Origin of the sequence: Pseudomonas sp. MWU16-30323 (genome assembly GCF_020515595.1) — a bacterium.
In the GTDB taxonomy this organism is placed as follows: Bacteria; Pseudomonadota; Gammaproteobacteria; order Pseudomonadales; family Pseudomonadaceae; genus Aquipseudomonas; species Aquipseudomonas yamanorum.
Genome location: NZ_JAIWYM010000053.1, coordinates 1 through 19,187 on the forward strand (window position 1 = coordinate 1; position 19,187 = coordinate 19,187).

The 19,187-nt window shown below is 61.5% G+C and carries 18 protein-coding genes; 8 read left to right on the forward strand and 10 right to left on the reverse strand.

Features of this window, described 5'->3' with window-relative positions:
* Positions 1–180: 180 nt before the first annotated feature.
* Positions 181–669 (reverse strand): type VI secretion system tube protein Hcp, encoded by a 489-nt coding sequence (locus LIY45_RS29635; RefSeq protein WP_017475247.1) that lies wholly within the window; start codon positions 667–669, stop codon positions 181–183.
* Positions 670–856: 187 nt separating this feature from the next.
* Here LIY45_RS29635 and LIY45_RS29640 point away from each other — a divergent pair, with 187 nt between their 5' ends.
* On the forward strand, positions 857–1,771 hold the full coding sequence (locus LIY45_RS29640; protein ID WP_226478534.1) for an NAD synthetase: 915 nt from the start codon (positions 857–859) through the stop codon (positions 1,769–1,771).
* Positions 1,768–2,256, forward strand: coding sequence for a hypothetical protein (locus LIY45_RS29645; RefSeq protein ID WP_017475245.1), 489 nt, complete (start codon positions 1,768–1,770; stop codon positions 2,254–2,256). The genes LIY45_RS29640 and LIY45_RS29645 overlap by 4 nt, the downstream gene beginning before the upstream one ends.
* A 4-nt stretch (positions 2,257–2,260) precedes the next feature.
* Here the strand turns inward: LIY45_RS29645 and LIY45_RS29650 are convergent, their stop codons facing one another.
* Genes LIY45_RS29650 through LIY45_RS29680 form a run of 7 tightly spaced genes read right to left on the reverse strand, consistent with a single transcriptional unit; the run spans position 2,261 to position 8,709 of the window.
* Entirely contained in the window at positions 2,261–3,292 is a 1,032-nt protein-coding gene (locus LIY45_RS29650) for an ABC transporter substrate-binding protein (RefSeq protein WP_003218283.1), read from the reverse strand.
* Positions 3,293–3,309: 17 nt separating this feature from the next.
* On the reverse strand, positions 3,310–4,413 hold the full coding sequence (locus LIY45_RS29655) for an FAD-dependent oxidoreductase (protein ID WP_226478536.1): 1,104 nt from the start codon (positions 4,411–4,413) through the stop codon (positions 3,310–3,312).
* Positions 4,410–5,753, reverse strand: coding sequence for an FAD/NAD(P)-binding oxidoreductase (locus tag LIY45_RS29660; RefSeq protein WP_226478538.1), 1,344 nt, complete (start codon positions 5,751–5,753; stop codon positions 4,410–4,412). The genes LIY45_RS29655 and LIY45_RS29660 overlap by 4 nt, the downstream gene beginning before the upstream one ends.
* Positions 5,750–6,040, reverse strand: a complete 291-nt coding sequence (locus LIY45_RS29665; protein ID WP_226478539.1) for a (2Fe-2S)-binding protein — start codon at positions 6,038–6,040, stop codon at positions 5,750–5,752. The genes LIY45_RS29660 and LIY45_RS29665 overlap by 4 nt, the downstream gene beginning before the upstream one ends.
* Complete coding sequence (locus tag LIY45_RS29670) at positions 6,040–6,834, reverse strand: ABC transporter permease (protein ID WP_226478541.1); 795 nt, start codon at positions 6,832–6,834, stop codon at positions 6,040–6,042. The genes LIY45_RS29665 and LIY45_RS29670 overlap by 1 nt, the downstream gene beginning before the upstream one ends.
* 4 nt (positions 6,835–6,838) lie before the next feature.
* Entirely contained in the window at positions 6,839–7,684 is an 846-nt protein-coding gene (locus LIY45_RS29675; protein WP_003218273.1) for an ABC transporter permease, read from the reverse strand.
* Entirely contained in the window at positions 7,681–8,709 is a 1,029-nt protein-coding gene (locus tag LIY45_RS29680) for an ABC transporter ATP-binding protein (protein WP_226478543.1), read from the reverse strand. Before LIY45_RS29680 ends, LIY45_RS29675 begins: the two co-directional genes overlap by 4 nt.
* A 242-nt stretch (positions 8,710–8,951) precedes the next feature.
* On the opposite strand from LIY45_RS29680, the gene LIY45_RS29685 reads away from it, so the two are divergent.
* Positions 8,952–9,782 carry an IclR family transcriptional regulator gene (locus tag LIY45_RS29685; RefSeq protein ID WP_226478545.1) on the forward strand — a complete coding sequence of 277 codons (831 nt, stop codon included), beginning with the start codon at positions 8,952–8,954 and terminating at the stop codon, positions 9,780–9,782.
* A 45-nt stretch (positions 9,783–9,827) separates the two neighbouring features.
* Here the strand turns inward: LIY45_RS29685 and LIY45_RS29690 are convergent, their stop codons facing one another.
* Both LIY45_RS29690 and LIY45_RS29695 read right to left on the reverse strand, forming a co-directional pair.
* On the reverse strand, positions 9,828–10,568 hold the full coding sequence (locus LIY45_RS29690; protein WP_226478546.1) for a response regulator: 741 nt from the start codon (positions 10,566–10,568) through the stop codon (positions 9,828–9,830).
* Positions 10,543–13,929, reverse strand: a complete 3,387-nt coding sequence (locus tag LIY45_RS29695) for an ATP-binding protein (RefSeq protein ID WP_226478548.1) — start codon at positions 13,927–13,929, stop codon at positions 10,543–10,545. Before LIY45_RS29695 ends, LIY45_RS29690 begins: the two co-directional genes overlap by 26 nt.
* Positions 13,930–14,229: 300 nt before the next feature.
* On the opposite strand from LIY45_RS29695, the gene urtA reads away from it, so the two are divergent.
* The 5 genes from urtA to urtE all read left to right on the forward strand — a co-directional run bounded on the left by urtA (position 14,230) and on the right by urtE (position 19,144).
* Positions 14,230–15,438, forward strand: coding sequence for an urea ABC transporter substrate-binding protein (gene urtA / locus LIY45_RS29700; protein ID WP_226478549.1), 1,209 nt, complete (start codon positions 14,230–14,232; stop codon positions 15,436–15,438).
* A gap of 162 nt (positions 15,439–15,600) precedes the next feature.
* On the forward strand, positions 15,601–16,518 hold the full coding sequence (gene urtB, locus LIY45_RS29705) for an urea ABC transporter permease subunit UrtB (RefSeq protein WP_226478551.1): 918 nt from the start codon (positions 15,601–15,603) through the stop codon (positions 16,516–16,518).
* Positions 16,519–16,528: 10 nt separating this feature from the next.
* The gene (gene urtC, locus LIY45_RS29710; RefSeq protein ID WP_226478552.1) at positions 16,529–17,689 is read left to right on the forward strand and encodes an urea ABC transporter permease subunit UrtC; all 1,161 of its coding nucleotides are present in this window, start codon (positions 16,529–16,531) and stop codon (positions 17,687–17,689) included.
* Entirely contained in the window at positions 17,686–18,444 is a 759-nt protein-coding gene (gene urtD / locus LIY45_RS29715; protein ID WP_226478554.1) for an urea ABC transporter ATP-binding protein UrtD, read from the forward strand. The genes urtC and urtD overlap by 4 nt, the downstream gene beginning before the upstream one ends.
* Positions 18,445–18,454: 10 nt before the next feature.
* Positions 18,455–19,144, forward strand: coding sequence for an urea ABC transporter ATP-binding subunit UrtE (urtE, locus tag LIY45_RS29720; protein WP_226478556.1), 690 nt, complete (start codon positions 18,455–18,457; stop codon positions 19,142–19,144).
* Positions 19,145–19,187: the final 43 nt, after the last annotated feature.

The window sequence follows — 19,187 nt, forward strand, 5'->3', positions numbered from 1 at the left end:
TTTTGATCTTGATCTTAGGCGCCCCGTTAAACCACGCTCCAAAGCCGGAGTGAGCACACCGAGCAAGAGCCTTTTGGTTACGTTTGGGCTCACTTTCAAAAGTGACCCGCTGTAAGTGCTGAACCGGGCAGGTAGCCTGCCAGCCAACGAGCGGCGTGCCTGACGCACGCCGCTTCCGGATCACATTTTGCTGTTCTCGCGAATATTCCATCCGTACTTGATCGCTCCCCCGTCTTTGCCACCATCCGACTTCTGCGGCTGATAGCTGACTTCCACCTTGGCGAAGTTCAGGCTGATTTCTTCGGTCAGCACGTCGCTCGTCGTTACCGCAGTGGTCTCGTAGGACGACACCATCACCTCCTTCAAAGTGATCACCAGGTATTCCACCGCGCTGCTGCCGCCGGCCTTGCGCACCACAAGCCTTGCCTCGGGATAATGCTTGCCGGTGGAGCAGGCCATCATCAGGTTGGGCGTGGACTTGTCCAGGGCCTTGCTGATCGCCAGGTTGCCCATATTGACCTTGCCCGCACCACCGCCCGTGCCGGAATGCATGTTGCCCGACTGGGTCATGCGCCATCCCCATTTGTTGATTTCGATTTCATCTCGGTGTGCCTGGTCTTTGGACTCACCCTTGATGTCTCCCAGCTTTAAAAACATATCAACGGCCATTGTCGCTCCCTGTTCCTGTGTTCGCCGGTAGTGGCGTGGGGCGTACTTTTCCTATTCGCGCGATGGCCTACAAGAGGTGGGAACAGGATCAGGAAGTGCCTGTCGAGAAAAAGTAAAACCTCCGACATTTTTTCGGGATATGGATTCTTTAGGCTCTGCGCTCTTGTGAAATCCCGGAGTAAAAGGAATGACTTCCAGCCTCTTGAAGGACGGTTTTCCCAGTGCGCACCTCACCACCCGTGAGCGGATTGAAAGCAGCATCGACCTGCGGCGCCTGTTTGCAAGCATTGATGCCGATCCGGCGATTGCCGGGGCAGGGGTGGTGTATCTCGATGACCAACTGTGGCCGGTAACCTTGCGTGAGTTTCAGCCAATTTGCAGTGTGCTACCCAAGCGAGTGATCTTGCGGGAAATGCCACGGTCCATGGCCCGCCTGGATTTTGTCCGGCAGTTGGAGCACGAACCTAGGGAGTCGCAGGTGGTGTTTGAGGCGGTGGGGATGGGGTTGGCGTGTACGAGTGCGGTGCTGGGGTGGTTTACGGTAGTGGGGGGCACTGCGGCATTACCCTTCACGTTGGGCACCAGTTCAGTAGTGACGGCAATAGGTGGGGCGGCCTTTCTTGCGGGCGCTGGCCAGTGCGTGAACGGTGTTTACCGAACGTTCAAGGAGGTGACTGAACCCTCCCGTGTCGACTGGTTGGACAGTGCCCCGTGGTATCAGCAGGTGACGCTGATGCTTGATGCTATTTCACTGATTGGAGCGAGCACAGCGTTTCTGACAATGGTGAAGTGGGTCAGCGCGACCAAGGTGGCTACAGGAAAGAACTGGCGAGACGTACTTCGGGGATTAACTCGACAGGAGCGCGCCAAGCTGACGAAGGAATTACTCAGTATCAACCATCCGCATTTGACATCAAAAATGCTAAAGCTCAAACAACTGTCTGGCGATTTGCCGAAGCGATTCACTCCGGTGCAGTTGCGGCAAACCACGCTCACTCAAATTAACAGTGTACTTGGTGCCTCTATGGCGGTGACAGGAAGTGCAATGGCCGGGAACCTGCGGGTCATTGCGGTGGGGCTTTATGAGGAGTTTGACGAATGATGTTTCTGATGACACTTCAGCAGTTCCGGGACTTTCTGAAACGCTATTTCCCCGTCTTTATGGCAGCCAATTTTGCTCAAATATTTGCGCTGGGATTTGGCGTCCCATTGATGTTCGACAGTTATTTTAAAGAGCTGTCCATTGACGAGAATCTCAGGTATTCGTATTTTTCGGCCCTTGGTCTGACGCTGCTCGCGTCCCATTGCAACTTCATGATCGCCCGCGGCTATCCAGGTTGGGTATGGATTCCCGTGGTGCTGATGATTCTGTGCCTGCTCGGCGTTCTGCCGACGATTGACTATCGCCCGCATAAGGTCTTCTACGTGTTGAGCATTCTGTTCCCCCTTCTGGCGCTGCTGTTGCTTAACAGCAAACGCCACCGTGAAGTGCGTAGCGAGTGGGTCAAGCTGCGCCAGAAGCGCCACCGGGTCATAGCGATCATTCGGGGCCGGCGCCAAAAAAAACAGCGCCAGTCATCAGCATGAGGGTCTACCGCTCAATCGAGCGACTCCACCGCGCATTCCACTCCGGCCGCGCCTGGTTCACCTGATCCCAGTCAATCGAAATCGCCGTCTGCAAGTAACTGTTCATCGCCTCCACCCGAGCGCGGGTTTTGTCGGTAGTCGGCGTAGTAGGGTTCGAAGGAATCTGATCCCCCAACTCTAAAGCCGGCGCCTGCGCCTCAGCGGTCAACAAAAATTGCGCCAGTTTCTGCGCCAACTCCGGCTGGTCATTCCGCGCAATCACACACTCCGCCACGTTCAACACCACCGCGCCTTCTTTCGGCTGCGCATACTCCATCGGCACACCCAACAACTGCTGCGTGGTCACCTGCGTCGGCGTCAGCGGAAAGATCGCCGCCTCATCCGTCTGCACCATCTCGGAAATCTTCGCCGAGCTGGCGATGTATTCCAGCACATTCGGCCCAACCGTCTTCGGCCACGCCTTGAACCCCGGCTCCACGTTGGTCTCGCTACCCCCCTGAATCCGGTTGAACATCAAGAACCCATGCAACCCAAACGTGGAGGAGGCCAGGGACTGAAACACCACCTTGTCCTTGAACCGTGGATCCGCCAGGTCCATCCACGACGTCGGCGGCGCCCAGCCCTTTTCCTTGAACATCTTGGCGTTGTAACCCAACCCGGTCACCCCGAGCGTCACCGCAACCGCTTCCTCCTTGATCTTGGCCTTGGCCGGAATCTGGTCCAGGGTCGGGTTAGGCGTGAGCTTCTCGCACAATCCCATGGAGATGGCGCGGTACATGATGCCGTCGTCGAGGAACATCACGTGCATCTGCGGGTTGTCCTTGTTGGCCTGCACCTTGGCCAGGATGTCCGACGAGGTGCCCGGCACGATCACCACCTTGACGTTGTTGGCCTTCTCGAACGCAGGCAGCACCTTGTCGGCGTAGACCCGTTCCATGGTGCCGCCGTTCATGCCCAGGTACAGCGTCGGTGCGGCATGGGCCGCCGTGCTCAACAGGGCGAGGGACAGGCAAGACAGCGCAGTACGTTTGATCATGTGCATAAATCTTCCTCTCAGGCTTGGAAACGACGGATGGAAAATGCTTCGATGGGCTGCCGGCTGGCCCCCGTGCAGACGATTTCTGCCAGGGCTTCACCGACCGCAGGGCCGAGCTGGAACCCGGCGCCGGCAAAGCCGAAACCGTGGAGCAGGCCGGGTTGGGTGCTGCTGTCGCCGATCACCGGTTCGTGGTCGGGTAGATAACCTTCGGTGCCGCTCCAGGTGCGGATCGCCTGGGCACCTCTGAGGAACGGGTACAACTCGCCGGCGTTGCGCAGAATCTCCAGCACCGCCGCTTGCCCCGGGCGGGCCTGTTGCGGGCCCAGGGCAAAGCCGCGACCTCCGCCGAGGATGCAATTGCCTCGGGCAACCTGCCGCGCATAAATCCCGCCGCCTTCGACCCCGGTGCTCACGTCCATCACCACCGGCAACGGCTCGGTCACCAGCATTGCCGGATGCGCCGAGGTCATCGGCACCGGTTCGCCAAAGTGCGCGGCCACGGTACTGGCCCAGGCGCCGGCGCAGTTCAACAGCCAGCGGGCTTGCAGCTGCACACCATTGGCACAGCGCACCTGAAACCGCTGGCCGTCATGTTCAACCTGGGTGACTTCGGTTTGCTCCATCACCCTTGCACCGTGGCGCTGCGCGGCGCGGGCAAAGGCGGGGGAGACCAGGCGCGGATTGGCGTGGCCGTCTTCGGGGCAGAGTGAGGCGCCGACCGCCACATCACCCACCCATGGAAACCGCGCACGCAGCTGAGCGTGATCCAGCATTTGCAGGCCCAGGCCAAAGCCTCGAGTGGCGTCGGCGTAAGCCTGCAAGGCGGCCAGGTCTTCGTGACTGCGGGCCAGTTTCAAATGCCCGGAGCGCACGTATTCGCCATCGATCCCAATCAGCCCCGGCAAGTCGGACCACAGCTCGTGGGCACGTTGCGATAACGGCAACTGATGCAATGGCCGACCCTGGCGCCGCACGCCGCCATAATTCACGCCGCTTGAATGCGAACCACAAAAGTCCCGCTCCAGCAGCACCACGCGCCGACCTTTCTGCGCCAGCATCAAGGCGGCTGACGCGCCGACAATCCCGCCGCCTAACACGATCACTTCGCTGTCGATCATGGCTGCACCTCCACGCCAAACGGCAAGGGTTTGATCGGTGCCTGGCCCCGCAGGCGGCCAACGTTTTGAATCGCGCGCCCACTGCGTTCGGCAATGATTTCCGCGGCTGCCAAGCCACACATTCGGCCCTGGCAACGGCCCATGCCAACCCGGCAATGGGCCTTGACCCGGTTCACTTCCCAGTGGCCTTCGTCCACCACCGCGCGTACTTCGCCGACGCTGACTTCTTCACAGCGGCACAAGATCAGTTCATCCGGGGCTTCGGCGGCCCAGTTTTCCGGGAAGGGGAAGGCGGTTTCCAGGCCGTGGCGAAAGCGTTGGATACTCGCCAATTGCTGTTCCAGCATCGCAGGTCGACGAGAGTCGATGGCAACGCCGGTGTCTTCCAGCAACGCCAACGCCGCCCGCTCGCCCGCCATTTGCGCCGCATCGGCGCCCATGATTCCGGCACCATCACCCGCTAAATAAACACCGGCGACACTGCTACGCCCGGCCGCATCACGCAGGGGCAACCAGGCGCGGTTCAATGCATTCCAGGCAAATTCACAGCCGAGTAAATCCGCCAGTTGGGTTTCGCTGCGCAGGGCATGGGCGAAGGCCACGGCATCACAGGCGATTTCCTGCTGGTCCCAGTGGATGCCCGTCACTCGTTGCTCGCCGTCGATGTGCGACAACGTTGCCCCTTGATGCACCGGGATGCCGTGGGCCGTGAGCCAGGCGCGGTAGTACAAACCCTTGGCCAGGGTCGCCGGCTGGCCGAGCAATGCCGGCAAGGCGCGGCACTGGGCGCTGAACGGCGCGCTGTCGAGCACCGCCACCACCTTGGCCCCGGCCTTGGCGTACTGATACGCCACCAGGTACAGCAACGGCCCGCTGCCGCAAAACGCCACGCGCTCGCCGATGGCGCAGCCTTGATACTTCAGCGCGATTTGCGCCGCGCCCAAACTGTACACGCCGGGCAGCGTCCAGCCCGGTACCGGCAGGATGCGGTCAGTGGCGCCCGTGGCGACGATGATTTGCGCGTATTCGATGCTTTCGGCATGGCCGTTGTTGAGCATGTCCAGGCGCCCGTTCTCGGCATTCCACACCAGGGTTTCCGGCCGGTAGTCGATCCGGGTGGCCAGCTCATCCATGGTGCGATGCAGCGCTGTCGCCTTGCCCGCTTCAAAGCCATACAACTGCTTGGCCGAACGCTGGAAATTCGCCGGTTGGCGCCGATAAATCTGGCCGCCGCCGCGCAGGCTTTCGTCCACCAACACCGGGGTTACGCCATGCTCGAGCAAGGTCCGGGCGGCGGTAATGCCTGCCGGGCCGGCGCCCACTATCACCACTGTCTTCATGCCTGGCGCCCCGGATCACGGCGAATCGACTGGCCGTCTTCCAGCAAGGTCGAACAGGCGCGCACCCGGCGACCGTCCTCAAGCCGCACCCAGCAATCCTGGCAGGCGCCCATCAGGCAGAAACCGGCGCGGCGTTCGGCGCTGAAATCACTGCCCCGCAGGTGCTCGGCGCAGGTCAGTACCGCGGTCAGCAAGGTGTCGCCGAGCAAGCCCGTGGCAGGCTGCCCGTCGAGGGTGAAGGTGAGGGTGGGCCGCTGGGTCTCGGCCAGTCGTTTGAACAGCGCCATCAATGTTTCCCTACCAACACGCGGTCCAGGCCGTAGACCCGGTCCAGCAAAATCATCGCCGCCGCTGTCAGTGCAATCACCAGCGCCGACACGGCCGCCATCATCGGGTCGATGGATTCGGTGGCGTACACGTACATGCGCACCGGCAAGGTCTGGGTGGCCGGCGAGCTGACAAAGATCGACAGGGTCACTTCATCGAAACTGTTGATGAACGCCAGCAACCAGCCGCCGGCCACGCCGGGCAGAATCATCGGCAAGGTGATCTGGCGAAACAGGGTGAAGCGGCTGGCACCGAGGGATTCGGCAGCCTGCTCGGCGCTGCGATCGATGCCGATGGCGGCCGCCAATACCAGGCGCAATACGTAGGGCGTGATGATCACCACGTGGGCCAGCATCAGCCAGGTGAAGCTGCCGTTGACGCCCATCATTGCGAACAGCCGCAGCATCGCCACCCCCAGCACCAAGTGCGGAATGATGATCGGCGACAGGAACAGCGCACTGAAGAAGTTGCGGCCGGGAAACGGGTAGCGACTGATTGCCAGGGCCGCCGGTACCGCGATCAAGGTCGCCAAGGTGGCGGCCACGAAGGCCAGGACCAGGCTGTTATAGAACGCCTGGATAAAGTCGGCACGTTCGAACACCGCATGAAACCAGCGCAGGGAGAAGCCCGACGTCGGCAGGCTCAAGGTGTTTTCCGGTGTGAAGGCCACCAGGCACACCACCACCAGCGGCGCCATCATGAACAGCACCACCAGGCCGTGAAAGCCCAGGGCCAAAGGACCGTTTCTGGACATCGTCTTATACTCCCAGGGACTTTTTGTAGCGGCCTTCGACCATGCGGTTCCAGCTCAGCATGATCAGCAAGTTGACCAACAGCAGCACCACCGCGATGGTCGCGCCCATGGGCCAGTTGAGTTCCGAGAGGTATTGGTCGTACACCACCGTGGCGACCATCTTCAGTCGACGCCCGCCCAGCAGGCCGGGGATCGCGAAGGAGCTGGCGGCCAGGCCGAACACGATCAGGGTGCCGGAGAGCACGCCGGGCATCACCTGCGGCAACACGATCTTGCGCATCACCGTGGCCTGGCTGGCACCCAGGGACAGGGCCGCCTGTTCCGCCGACGGGTCGAGCTTCTGCAGGGAGGTCCACACCGGGATGATCATGAACGGCAGCATCACGTGCACCAGTGCGATGATCACGGCGAACGAGGTGTAGAGCAGCTTCACGGGTTTGCCGCCGAGGGCCTGGATCACCTGGTTCACCAGGCCATCGGCACCCAGCAGCAGGCTCCAGCCAAACGCCCGTACCACCACTGAAATCAGCAACGGGGTGAGGATCAGGATCAGGAAGATCGAGCGCCACGGCGTGCCCATGCGGCTGAGGATATAGGCCTCGGGCACCCCGATCACCACGCACAGCAATGTCACCAGGGCACTGATCCAGAAGGTGCGCCAGAAGATCTCGTAGAAGTACGAGTCGCTGAACAGCGACAGGTAATGGGCGAAGGTCCACTCATCGGCCTTCACCCCCACCTGGTAATCGAACACATTGAACGACAGCACCAGCGTCAGGCCCAGGGGCAGGATCAGCAGCCCGAAAAACAACACCAGCGCCGGTAACGACAACAAGTAGCCACGGCTCATGCGTGCACCTCATCGGCCGCCAGCACCCGCAGCAGGCTCGACTCCCAGTCCAGGCCTACCGCTGCGCCGCAACCCAACGGCGCACTGCCGTCGTTGCGGCGGACCACGGTGAGCTCGCCGATCCGGGTCTTGATGCGGTACAGCCATTGGCTGCCGAAGAAATAGCTGTCGAGGACCTTGCCTTGCAGGCGCCCTGAGCCGGCGGCCACCAGGTCGATCTTTTCCGGGCGCAGGCTCAGGGTCAGTTCGCCTTTGCCGGGCTCGAAGCGCACTTGCGGCGCGCCGAGTTGATCGAAGTCCCCCGTCAGCAGATTGGCCTTGCCGACAAAGTCCGAGATAAAGCGCGTGCGCGGGTGTTCATAGAGTTTGTACGGCGCGTCGATCTGGGTGACGCGCCCGGCCTGCATCACCACCACTCGGTCACTGATGGACAGCGCTTCTGCCTGGTCGTGGGTGACCATCAGCGTGGTGATTCCGACTTCACACTGGATGCGGCGGATTTCGAACTGCATCTCTTCCCGCAGGTTGGCGTCGAGGTTGGACAGCGGCTCGTCCAGCAGCAACACCGGCGGCTCGATCACCAACGCACGGGCCAGTGCCACACGCTGACGCTGGCCGCCGGACAGTTCCCGCGGGTAGCGCTCGGCGTGGGGCGCCAGGCGCACCAGTTCCAGCACGGTCTTGACTCTGCTTGCGATCTCAGTGGCAGGCACCTTGCGCATCTTCAGGCCGAAGGCAACGTTGTCGCGCACGCTCATGTGGGGGAACAGCGCGTAGCTCTGGAACACCACGCCCAGGCCACGGCTGGCGGGTTTGGCGTGGGTGATGTCGCGGCCATCAAGGAGGATCTGGCCGCCGGTGACATCGACGAAGCCGGCGATCATTTGCAAGGTGGTGGTCTTGCCGCAGCCCGAAGGGCCGAGCAGGGATACGAATTCGCCTTTTTCCACCGCAAGATCAGTGGCGACTACCGCGTCGACGGCGCCGTAGCGTTTGCTCAAGGCGTTGAGTTGGAGAAAAGCCATGTCTGCGTTCCACCTTTTTTGAGTCGCGTCGAAACGCGCTTTTTTGTTTTGGGCAGATGCGAAAAGGGTGTTGCGGGTGCGTTGGCGCTCGATCTTGAGTCGGCTGCCGTTAGTTGTTCATTTCGCCCCTGTGGACGCAGATTAGGGCGAAAGACTAGGATGGCGGAAGATGGAATTTCACTGGGTAGAGTACTTTTTTCAGTTTCATTCACTGATCAGAATTTAGTGTGAGATATCGGCTTATGGATTCCACTGGGCGGAATGAAAGTGTCAAGGAAGTCGGCGCCGGTGGCGTCTCCCGGTTGTTTGCATTACTGCGCATCCTCGGCGCGGCGCCGGACGGTGGTGAACGGGTGACGCAACTGGCGCTGCAGGTGGGCTTGTCGCAACCCACCACCCACCGCTTGCTGCGCAGCCTGATGGACGAAGGCATGGTGGAGCAGGATGCGCGCAGCAAGCGCTACCGGCTGAGCCTGGAGTTCTTCGCCCTGGCGGCGAATGCGGGGAATACCGGCAACCTGCGGGACCTGGTGCGGCCGAGTATGTTGCGGCTCAGTGCGTCCTTGGGGGATTCATTATTCCTGCTGGCGCGCAGCGGGTTTGATGCGATCTGCCTGGACCGCAGCGAGGGGCCTTACCCGATCCGTACCTTCACCGGTGACATCGGCGGGCGCGTGGCGCTGGGGGTGGGGCAGGGCAGTTTGGCGATCCTGGCGTTCTTGCCGGAGGAAGAGCGCGAGACGGTGATCCGCTACAACTTGCCGCGACTCAAGGATTTTCACCTGTACGACGAGGTGTTTTTACGCTCGGAAGTGGAGAGCGTGCGGCGGTTGGGGTATGCGGCGCGAAACACCGGGGTGCTGGAAGGCATGGCCGGGTTGGCGGTGCCGATCCTGGATCGCAATGGGCATGCGGTGGCAGCGTTGAGTGTGGCAACCATCAGTGACCGCCTGGGGCCGGGGCGACTGCCGACGGTGGTGGAGTTGCTCAAACGGGAAGCGGCGGCGATCGGGCCGAAAATCAATCCGTTTGATCCGACGTTGCGCCGGCCTTCGCAGATCTTTGGCGGATGATCGTTCCCACGCTCTGCGTGGGAATGCATCCTGTGACGCTCCGCGTCACGACTTCAAGAGCAGACGCGGAGCGTCCTGAACGGCATTCCCACGCAGAGCGTGGGAACGATCATTCACCGGACTCATCGCCGCCAGCGCCACCGAAGTCGCCGCCGTGCGCGTCTCCACTCCCAACTTCACATACACATGCTCCAGATGCTTGTTCACCGTCCTCGGGCTCAGCCCAAGAATGTCGCCAATGTCCCGATTGGTCTTGCCACACGCCACCCAGCGCAATACCTCGACTTCCCGCTCCGTCAACTGAAACCGTGCCGACAACAGCTTATGCGCCGGCTCATCCTCCAGGGTCATCACGCTCGGCTGCGTCGCCGCCCGTGCCGACAACAATATCCGCGACGTCCGCAAATGCGCTGCCACCCGCGCCAGCACTTCATCCGTCTGGATCGGCTTGGTCACGTAGTCACTGCCGCCCACCTCAAACCCCTGCACCACATGCTTGCTGTCGGTCAGCCCGGTCATGAACACCACCGGAATGTCCGCGCTGGCCGGTTGTGCCTTGAGCCGGCGGCAGGTTTCAAAGCCGTCCAGGCCGGGCATCACCGCGTCCAGCAGGATCAGGTCCGGGCGCCGGCGTTGCACGCGATTCAGCGCGCTGAGGCCGTCCAGCGCCACCAGCACCATGTAGCCGGCGTCGTCCAGGGCGTCGGAGAGCATGGCCAGGTTGTCCGGGGTGTCGTCGACAATCAGCACCACGCCGGGCTCAGCGCTGTGGGTCAAGGCATTCATCTTCGGCCTCCTTCAGGATTCGGTTGAGTTCTTCCAGGCGAAAGCTTTTCAGCAGCGCCCGGAGCTTGTTGATGAACGGTGCGGTGCCTGGGCTTTCCAGCACGATGGCGTCGAGCTTTTCATGCAAACCCCGCACGTAGCCAATGGCGCTCAACTCGGCGAGCACTGCGAGTTCTTCGGCACTGGGCAGCACGCCCGGTGTGGTGATCGGCGCGGCGATCGGTGTCCGGCGGCGCAGCCACTGCAAATCCAGGTGCAGTTGCACGCGCCCGAGCAGTTCCGGAGTGCGCACCGGCTTGGCCAGGTAGTCGTTGCAGGCGCCGGCGATGCTGCGTTCGCGGTCGTCGGTGAAGGCGTTGGCGGAGATGATGATAATCGGCGCGGTGGACAGCGCGTTACGCCGGATTAGCCGACTGGTGGCCCAGCCGTCCATGGTCGGCATCGACAGGTCCATCAGGATCAGGTCCGGCGACAGCAAGGCTACCTGGCGAATCGCCTCCTGGCCGTTGCTGGCCTGGGACACCTCGAAGCCCAAGGGCGTTAGCATGCCGCTGAGCACCTTGCGATGGTCCACGTGGTCGTCCACCACCAGGATGCGCCGTCGTTCGCCGTGGTAGCCGACGATGTCGTGTTCCACGTGCACCACCGCCTGCGGCACCCGGACCTGGGACAGGAACAGCCGCACCTGGAAGCAGGTGCCCTTGTCCAGTTCGCTGACCACCCGCAATTCGCCGCCCATCAACGAGGTCAGCATGCGCGTGATGGTCAGGCCCAGACCCACGCCCTTGTCCTGGCGCATCAGGTCGCCGCGTTCAAAGGGCTGGAAAATCCGCTCGATCTGCTCCGGGTCAATGCCGATGCCGGTGTCGATGATCTCGAAGTTGGCGGTCTCGCGCATGTAGCTGACCCGCAGGCGCACTTCGCCGCTGTCGGTGAAGTTGATCGCATTGCCCAGCAGGTTGATCAGGATCTGCCGCACGCGTTTTTCATCGCCACGCACCACGGCGGGAATCTTGCCCACGCAGTCCAGGCGAAAGCGCAGGCCCTTGTCTTCGGCCTGGGGGGTGAACATCTGTTCCAGGTCGTGGATCAGTTCCGGGAAGGGGATTTCGGTGAGTTCCAGGCGCAACTTGCCGGCCTCGATCTTGGCCACGTCCAGCAGGCCGTCGATCAGCGACAGCAGGTGAGAGCCGCTGCGCAGGATGGTCGCCAGGGCATCCTGATGCTGTTCGGGCATGGCGCTGTCGCGCTGCAGAATCTGGGTGAAACCCAGGATGCTGTTGAGGGGCGTGCGCAGCTCATGGGACAGTCCGGTGACGTAACGGCTCTTGGCCGCGTTCGCGGCTTCCGAGGCTTCCTTGGCCTGTTGCAGGGCCTGGTCGGTGAGGCTGTGGGCGGCGATCTCCTGCATCAGCAGCGAGGTTTGTCGGTCGGATTCTTCCTGGGCGACCCGCCGGCTTTCGCGGGTGAGTACCACCCACCAGGCGAGCACGGCGGCCAACACCGAGAGGGTCAGGAACGCCTTGAAAAACGCCTGGTACAAGGTCTGCGAGTGGGGCAACCCCTGGGCGGCCTGCATGTAGATCAGCGCCAGGGCCCCGGCGAGCATCAGCACCAGCGCCATCAACAATCCGAGGTAATGCGCCAGCCGCGTATGCAGGCGCGGTACCAGCGTCGTCGGCAGCAACCAGCGCAACCCCCCTTCGAACTGGCTGGCCAGCCGCGCATGGGGTTTGCAGCGGTCCCCACAGCGCGCATCCAGCGAGCAACAGAGCGAGCAGATGGGCGTGCTGTAGGCCGGGCAGAACGCCATGTCGGCGGTTTCGAACGGGTTGCTGCACAGCCCGCAGATCACCAGGCCGGTGCCGGGTTGCGGGTGAATCAACTGTGCTTCGCTGCTGCGCGCGATGTAGTAGCGGCCCTTGGTCAGCCACGCCAATAGCGGCGCCATGATTAACGCGGTACCCAGCGCGACAAATGGTGGTGCAGCCTGGGCCAGGGCGCCGAACAGGCCGAAGTGGGCGAGGATCGACAGCAGCGAGGCAATCAGCATCGAGCCGACGCCCACCGGGTTGATGTCGTAGAGGTGCGCGCGCTTGAACTCGATGTGTTTGGGCGACAGGCCCAGGGGCTTGTTGATCACCAGGTCCGCCACCAGCGTGCCGATCCACGCGATCGCGATATTGGCGTAGAGCCCCAGCACCTGCTCGATCACATCGAACACCCCCAGCTCCATCAGCATCAGCGCGATGGCGACGTTGAACACCAGCCACACCACGCGGCCGGGGTGGCTGTGGGTCACGCGGGCGAAGAAGTTCGACCAGGCCAGGGAGCCGGCGTAGGCGTTGGTCAGGTTGATCTTCATCTGCGAGATGAACACGAACAGCACCATCGCCCCCAAGGCCCATTCAGGAGAGGAGAACACATAGCCGAAGGCGACCAGGTACATCTGGGTCGGCTCGGCGGCGCGCTCCATGGGGATTTCATGTTGCAGGGCAAGGAAGGCCAGGAACGCCCCGGCGAACATCTTCAAGGCGCCCGGCACGATCCAGCCCGGGCCGGCGCACAACAGCGCGGCCCACCAGCGCTTGCGGTTGGCGGCGGTTTTTTCCGGGAGGAAGCGCAGGTAGTCCACCTGTTCGCCGATTTGCGTGACCAGGGACAGCGCCACGGTGCAGGCGGCGCAGAACGACAGCAGGTTGAAGTCGCCGCCGTCGCTGCTGCGGCCGACGAAGCTGGTCCAGTCGCTGAAGGCCTCGGGGTTTTTCCACAACACGAAGCCATAAGGCAGCACCAACAGCACCAGCCACAGCGGTTGGGTCCACAGTTGCAGGCGGCTGATCAGGGTCACGCCGTAGGCCACCAGCGGGATCACCAGCACCGAGCAGATGACATAGGCGATGGCCAGCGGGATATGGAAATACAACTCCAGGGCCAGGGCCATGATCGCCGCTTCGAGGGCGAAGAACAGGAAGGTGAAACTGGCGTAGATCAGCGAGGTAATGGTGGAACCGATGTAACCGAAGCCCGCGCCGCGGGTCAGCAGGTCCATGTCCACGCCGTAGCGGGCGGCGTAGTAGCTGATGGGCAGGCCGGTGAGGAAGATCACCAGGCTGATGGCGAGGATGGCCCAGAAGGTGTTGGTGAACCCGTAGCTCAAGGCCAATACGCCGCCGATGGCTTCCAGCGCCAGGAACGACACCGCGCCGAGGGCGGTATTGGCGATGCGCAGCTCCGACCATTTGCGGAAGGATTTCGGGGTGTAGCGCAGGGCGTAGTCTTCCATGGTCTCGTCGGCGACCCAGGAGTTGTAGTCGCGGCGAATCTTGACGATGCGCTGGGTGCCGGGGAGGGGATGCACGGTGGGTGGCTCCGGGAAGTGGGCAAGGAGGATGAGCAAGTTCCATGCCCCGATTCAAAATGTGGGAGCTGGCTTGCCTGCGATAGCGCTGGGTCAGGCATAGGGGCGTCGGCTGATACACCGCTATCGCAGGCAAGCCAGCTCCCACATTGATCGGTGGTGTTTGGGCGGGCGGGATCCTGCTCGAAAATGGTGCGCAACGGCATACGTCAAATGACGTACGCCGTTACGTCAGGCTGCGTATACCCGCCGTGGCCACCTGCCGCCATGCTGAACCCCTCATTGCAGAGGAGTCGCCCCATGGAATCACGATTGATCCGCTCCAAACCGTTGTTGGCGTTATCACTGCTGGCGGCGAGTCTGTTCAGCCATGGCGTCATGGCCGACAACGAAGGCCTGGCGGTGACGCCGACGGAAGTCACCGTGGGCCAGCTGCACTCGGCCACCGGCACCATGGCGATTTCCGAAACCGGTTCGATCCAGGCCGAACGCCTGGCCATCGAGCAGATCAACGCCTCGGGCGGGATCCTCGGGCGGCAGATCAAGGTGATCCAGGAAGATGGCGCGTCTGACTGGCCGACCTTCGCCGAAAAGGCCAAGAAACTCCTGGTCAACGACAAGGTGGCGGCGGTGTTCGGCTGCTGGACCTCGGCCTCACGCAAAGCCGTATTGCCGATCTTCGAAAAAGAAAACGGCCTGCTCTACTACCCGACCTTCTATGAGGGCCTGGAACAGTCGAAAAACGTGATCTACACCGGCCAGGAAGCGACCCAGCAAATCCTCGCCAGCCTCGACTGGATCGCCAAGACCAAGGGCGCCAAAACCTTCTACCTGGTGGGCTCGGACTACATCTGGCCGCGCACCTCGATGAAGATCGCGCGCAAGCACATTGAAAACGTCCTGCACGGCACCGTGGTCGGCGAAGACTACTACCCGCTGGGCAATACCCAGTTCGGTTCGCTGATCAACAAGGTCAAGCTGAAAAAGCCTGACGTGGTGTTCGCAGCCGTGGTGGGCGGCTCCAACGTGGCCTTCTACAAACAGCTCAACGCGGCGGGCGTGAATTCATCCAAGCAAACCCTGCTGACCTTGTCGGTGACCGAAGACGAACTGCTGGGCATCGGCGGCGAAAACATGGCCGGCTTCTACGCCTCGATGAAGTACTTCCAGAGCCTCGACAACCCGAACAACAAAGCCTTCGTGGCAGCGTTCAAGGCCAAGTACGGCAAGGACGCGGTGATCGGCGACGTGACCCAGGCGGCCTACCTCGGCCCATGGTTGTGGAAAGCGGCGGTGGAGAAGGCCGGCAGTTTCGACGTGGATAAAGTCGTCGCCGCCTCCCCGGGCATCGAGTTGAAAAACGCGCCGGAAGGCTACGTGAAGATCCACGAAAACCATCACCTGTGGAGCAAGTCGCGCATTGGCGAAGTGCAGCCAGATGGGCAGTTCAAGGTGATCTACGAGTCGGACCTGATCGAGCCGAATCCGTTTCCGAAAGGCTATCAATAACCTGTGACGTGTAAACCCGGCTTCTGTGGGAGCCGGGCTTGCCCGCGATGCAGGCGACTCGGTCTTTCAGTGACTCCGAGGTGATTCCATCGCAGGCAAGCCAGCTCCCACATAAAGCAGAAGCAGATTGCATTTCAACCTCCCGCTCAGGAGACCATCATCATGGAATGGCTATCGGAATTTGGAGCCATCGCGGCGATGCAGGGGTTCAACGGCTTGTCCGTGTTCTGCGTGCTGTTGCTGATGGCATTGGGACTGGCAATCATCTTCGGCCAGATGGGCGTGATCAACATGGCCCACGGTGAGTTCCTGACCATTGGCGCCTACACCACCTACGTCTGTTCGAGCCTCACCGCGCACTTCGCGCCGAGCTTTCAGCCGTATTACTTTTTCGTAGCCATTGCCTTGTCATTCCTCGTCGCCGGCGCCGTCGGCTGGCTGGTGGAATGGGCAATGATCAGCCGTTTGTACAAGCGGCCCTTGGACACCTTGCTCGCCACCTGGGGGCTGTCCCTGGTAATGCAGCAAACCTTCCGCTCGGTGTTCGGCGCCCGTGAAGTGAGTGCTGAACCGCCGGCCTGGCTGATGGGTTCGGTGAACCTCACCGACGCCATCGAAATCCCGCGCAACGGCCTGTTCATGATGGGCCTGACCCTGCTGCTGACCGGGGCGATTTTCGTCATGCTCTACCGTTCGCGCTGGGGCCTGCAGGTGCGGGCTACCGTGCAAAACCGCTTGATGAGCCGCGCCGTGGGCATCAATACACGCAAGGTCGACCGCATGACCTTCGCCCTCGGTTGCGGCGTGGCGGGCGTGGCTGGTGCGGCCTTCACCACCATCGGCTCCACCGGGCCGACCGCCGGTTCGCAGTACATCGTCGACACCTTCCTGGTGGTGGTGTTTGGCGGCGCGCAAAGCCTGTTCGGCACCATTGCCTCGGCGTTCGTGATTGCCCAGACCCAGTCGTTGTCGGAGTTTTTCCTCAGTGGCTCGATGGCCAAGGTGCTGACGCTGTCGTCGGTGATCCTGATCCTGATGCTGCGCCCGCAAGGGTTGTTCTCCATCAAAGTGCGCAAGTAGAGGCGAACCGATGAAGGCTCTAGACAAACTGCTGGGCGGCCAGCAAAACCTGATCGGCATCGTGCTGTTGGCGTTGTTGATCCTCGTGGTATTTCCGCTGACCCTGGATGCGTTTCGCCTGAACATGGTCGGCAAGTACCTGACCTACGCGTTCGTCGCCGTGGGCCTGGTGCTGTGCTGGGGCTATGGCGGGATTCTCAGCCTCGGGCAGGGGGTGTTTTTCGGCGTCGGCGGCTACTGCATGGCGATGTTCCTGAAGCTGGAAGCGTCCGATCCCGAGAGCACCAGGATCCAGTCCACACCAGGCATTCCGGACTTTATGGACTGGAACCAGATCACCGAACTGCCGTGGCTCTGGCAACCGTTTCACAGCTTCACCTTCACCTTGTTCGCGGTAATTGCCGTGCCGGTGCTGCTGGCGTTCATCATCGGCATGGCGTTGTTCAAGCGGCGGGTGGGCGATGTGTATTTCTCCATCGTCACCCAGGCGATTGCGCTGATTCTCACGGTGCTGATCGTCGGCCAGCAAGGCCTGACCGGCGGTGTCAATGGCATTACTGACCTCAAGACCCTGCTGGGCTGGGACCTGCGCGGCGACGGCGCGAAGATGATCCTGTATTTCATCAACGCCGGGCTGTTGTTTGGCTGCATCTTCATTGGCCGTTTCATCCTCGCCTCGAAGCTGGGCCGGCTGTTGATGGCCATGCGTGACAAGGAAGAGCGGGTACGGTTTTCCGGGTATGACGTGGCCAGTTTCAAGATCTTCGTGTTCTGCGTGGCGGCGGCGTTCTCGGCGATTGGCGGGGCAATGTTTGCCTTGCAGGTGGGCTTTATGTCGCCGTCGTTCGTGGGCATCGTGCCGTCCATCGAGATGGTGATCTTCGCGGCGGTGGGAGGGCGCATGTCGCTGCTGGGCGCGGTGTATGGCGCGTTGCTGGTGAACTACGGCAAGACTTACTTTTCCGAATCCTTCCCCGAGTTGTGGCTGTACCTGATGGGCGGGTTGTTTATCGCCGTGGTCATGTACTTCCCCAACGGCCTGGCCGGGTTGTGGGACGGCCATGGTCGCCAGGCCCTGGCCCGACTGTTGCGGCGCAAGCCGGTGGTCAAGGCCGAGCCCGCGACGACCAAGCCCAAGGCTGAAGCCAAGATCCTGGAGACACAGCCATGACCGCCGTTGGTTTTGAAATGAAAAAACCCGTGTTGGCCATTGAAGGGCTGACCGTGTCGTTCGACGGTTTCAAGGCGGTCGATAACCTCAACCTGTACATCGACCGCAATGAAGTGCGGGTGGTGATTGGGCCCAACGGCGCCGGCAAAACCACGGTGCTGGATTTGATCTGCGGCAAGACCCGCGCCACCAGTGGCAGCATCCAGTTCGACGGCCAGGAACTGACCAAAATGCGCGAATACAACATCGTGCGCGCCGGGGTAGGGCGCAAGTTCCAGAACCCATCGATCTACGAAAACCTCACGGTGTTTGAAAACCTCGAGATGTCGTATCCGGCCGGGCGCAAGGTGTGGGGCGCGCTGTTTTTCAAGCGCAATGCCCAGGTGATTGCGCGGGTCGAGGAGGTGGCGCGGGAAATCTTCCTCGGTGATTTGTTGCAGCAGCAGGCGGACCTGCTGTCCCACGGGCAAAAGCAGTGGCTGGAGATTGGCATGCTGCTGATGCAAGACCCGGAACTGCTGATGCTCGACGAGCCGGTGGCCGGGATGAGCGTCAACGAGCGGGCGCAAACGGCGGAGTTGCTCAAGCGCATCAGCCAGGGCCGTTCGGTGTTGGTGATCGAGCACGACATGGAGTTCGTCAAGAGCATTGCCCACAAGGTCACGGTGCTGCACCAGGGCAAGGTGCTGGCCGAGGGCAGCATGGAGTCGGTGCAGAGCAATCTGAAAGTCATTGAAGTGTATTTGGGCCACTGAGGAGTCGGGCATGTTCAAGATCGACAAACTGTCGTGCGGGTACGGGCAGAGCCAGATTCTTCACGACCTGGAGCTGGATGTGGCGAAGCGTGAGATCGTTGCGGTGATGGGGCGTAACGGGATGGGCAAGACCACGCTGTTCAAGAGCCTGATGGGGATTCTGCCGCAGTGGCAGGGGCAGGTGAGTGTGGATGGGCATGATGTGTCTGCGCTTGAAACCCATGAGCGGGTGGCGCGGGGGATTGCCTATGTGCCGCAGGGGCGGATGATTTTTCCCAGCATGAGTGTGTTGGAGAATATTCAGACCGGGTTGCCGGCGGCGGCTCGGGGCAAGGTGCCTGAGGATTTGTATGCGTTGTTTCCGGTGTTGTATGACATGCGTTCGCGCAAGGGTGGGAATTTGTCTGGGGGGCAGCAACAGCAGTTGGCGATTGCCCGGGCGTTGGCGACGAATCCCAAGGTGTTGTTGCTGGATGAGCCGACTGAGGGGATTCAGCCTTCGATCATCAAGGACATTGCTCGTACGCTTAAGGAGATTCGCCATTTGCGGGATTTGACGATTGTTGTTTCTGAGCAGGTGTTGTCGTTTACGCTGGAGATTGCTGATCGGTTTTTGGTGATTGAGAAGGGGAGGTTTGTGATTGAGGAAACTCGGGATCGGGTGGATGAGGCGACCATTAGTCGGTACTTGTCGGTTTGACCTGGTTGAGTACATATCCGTTATTTAGGTAACGGCGGCTTAT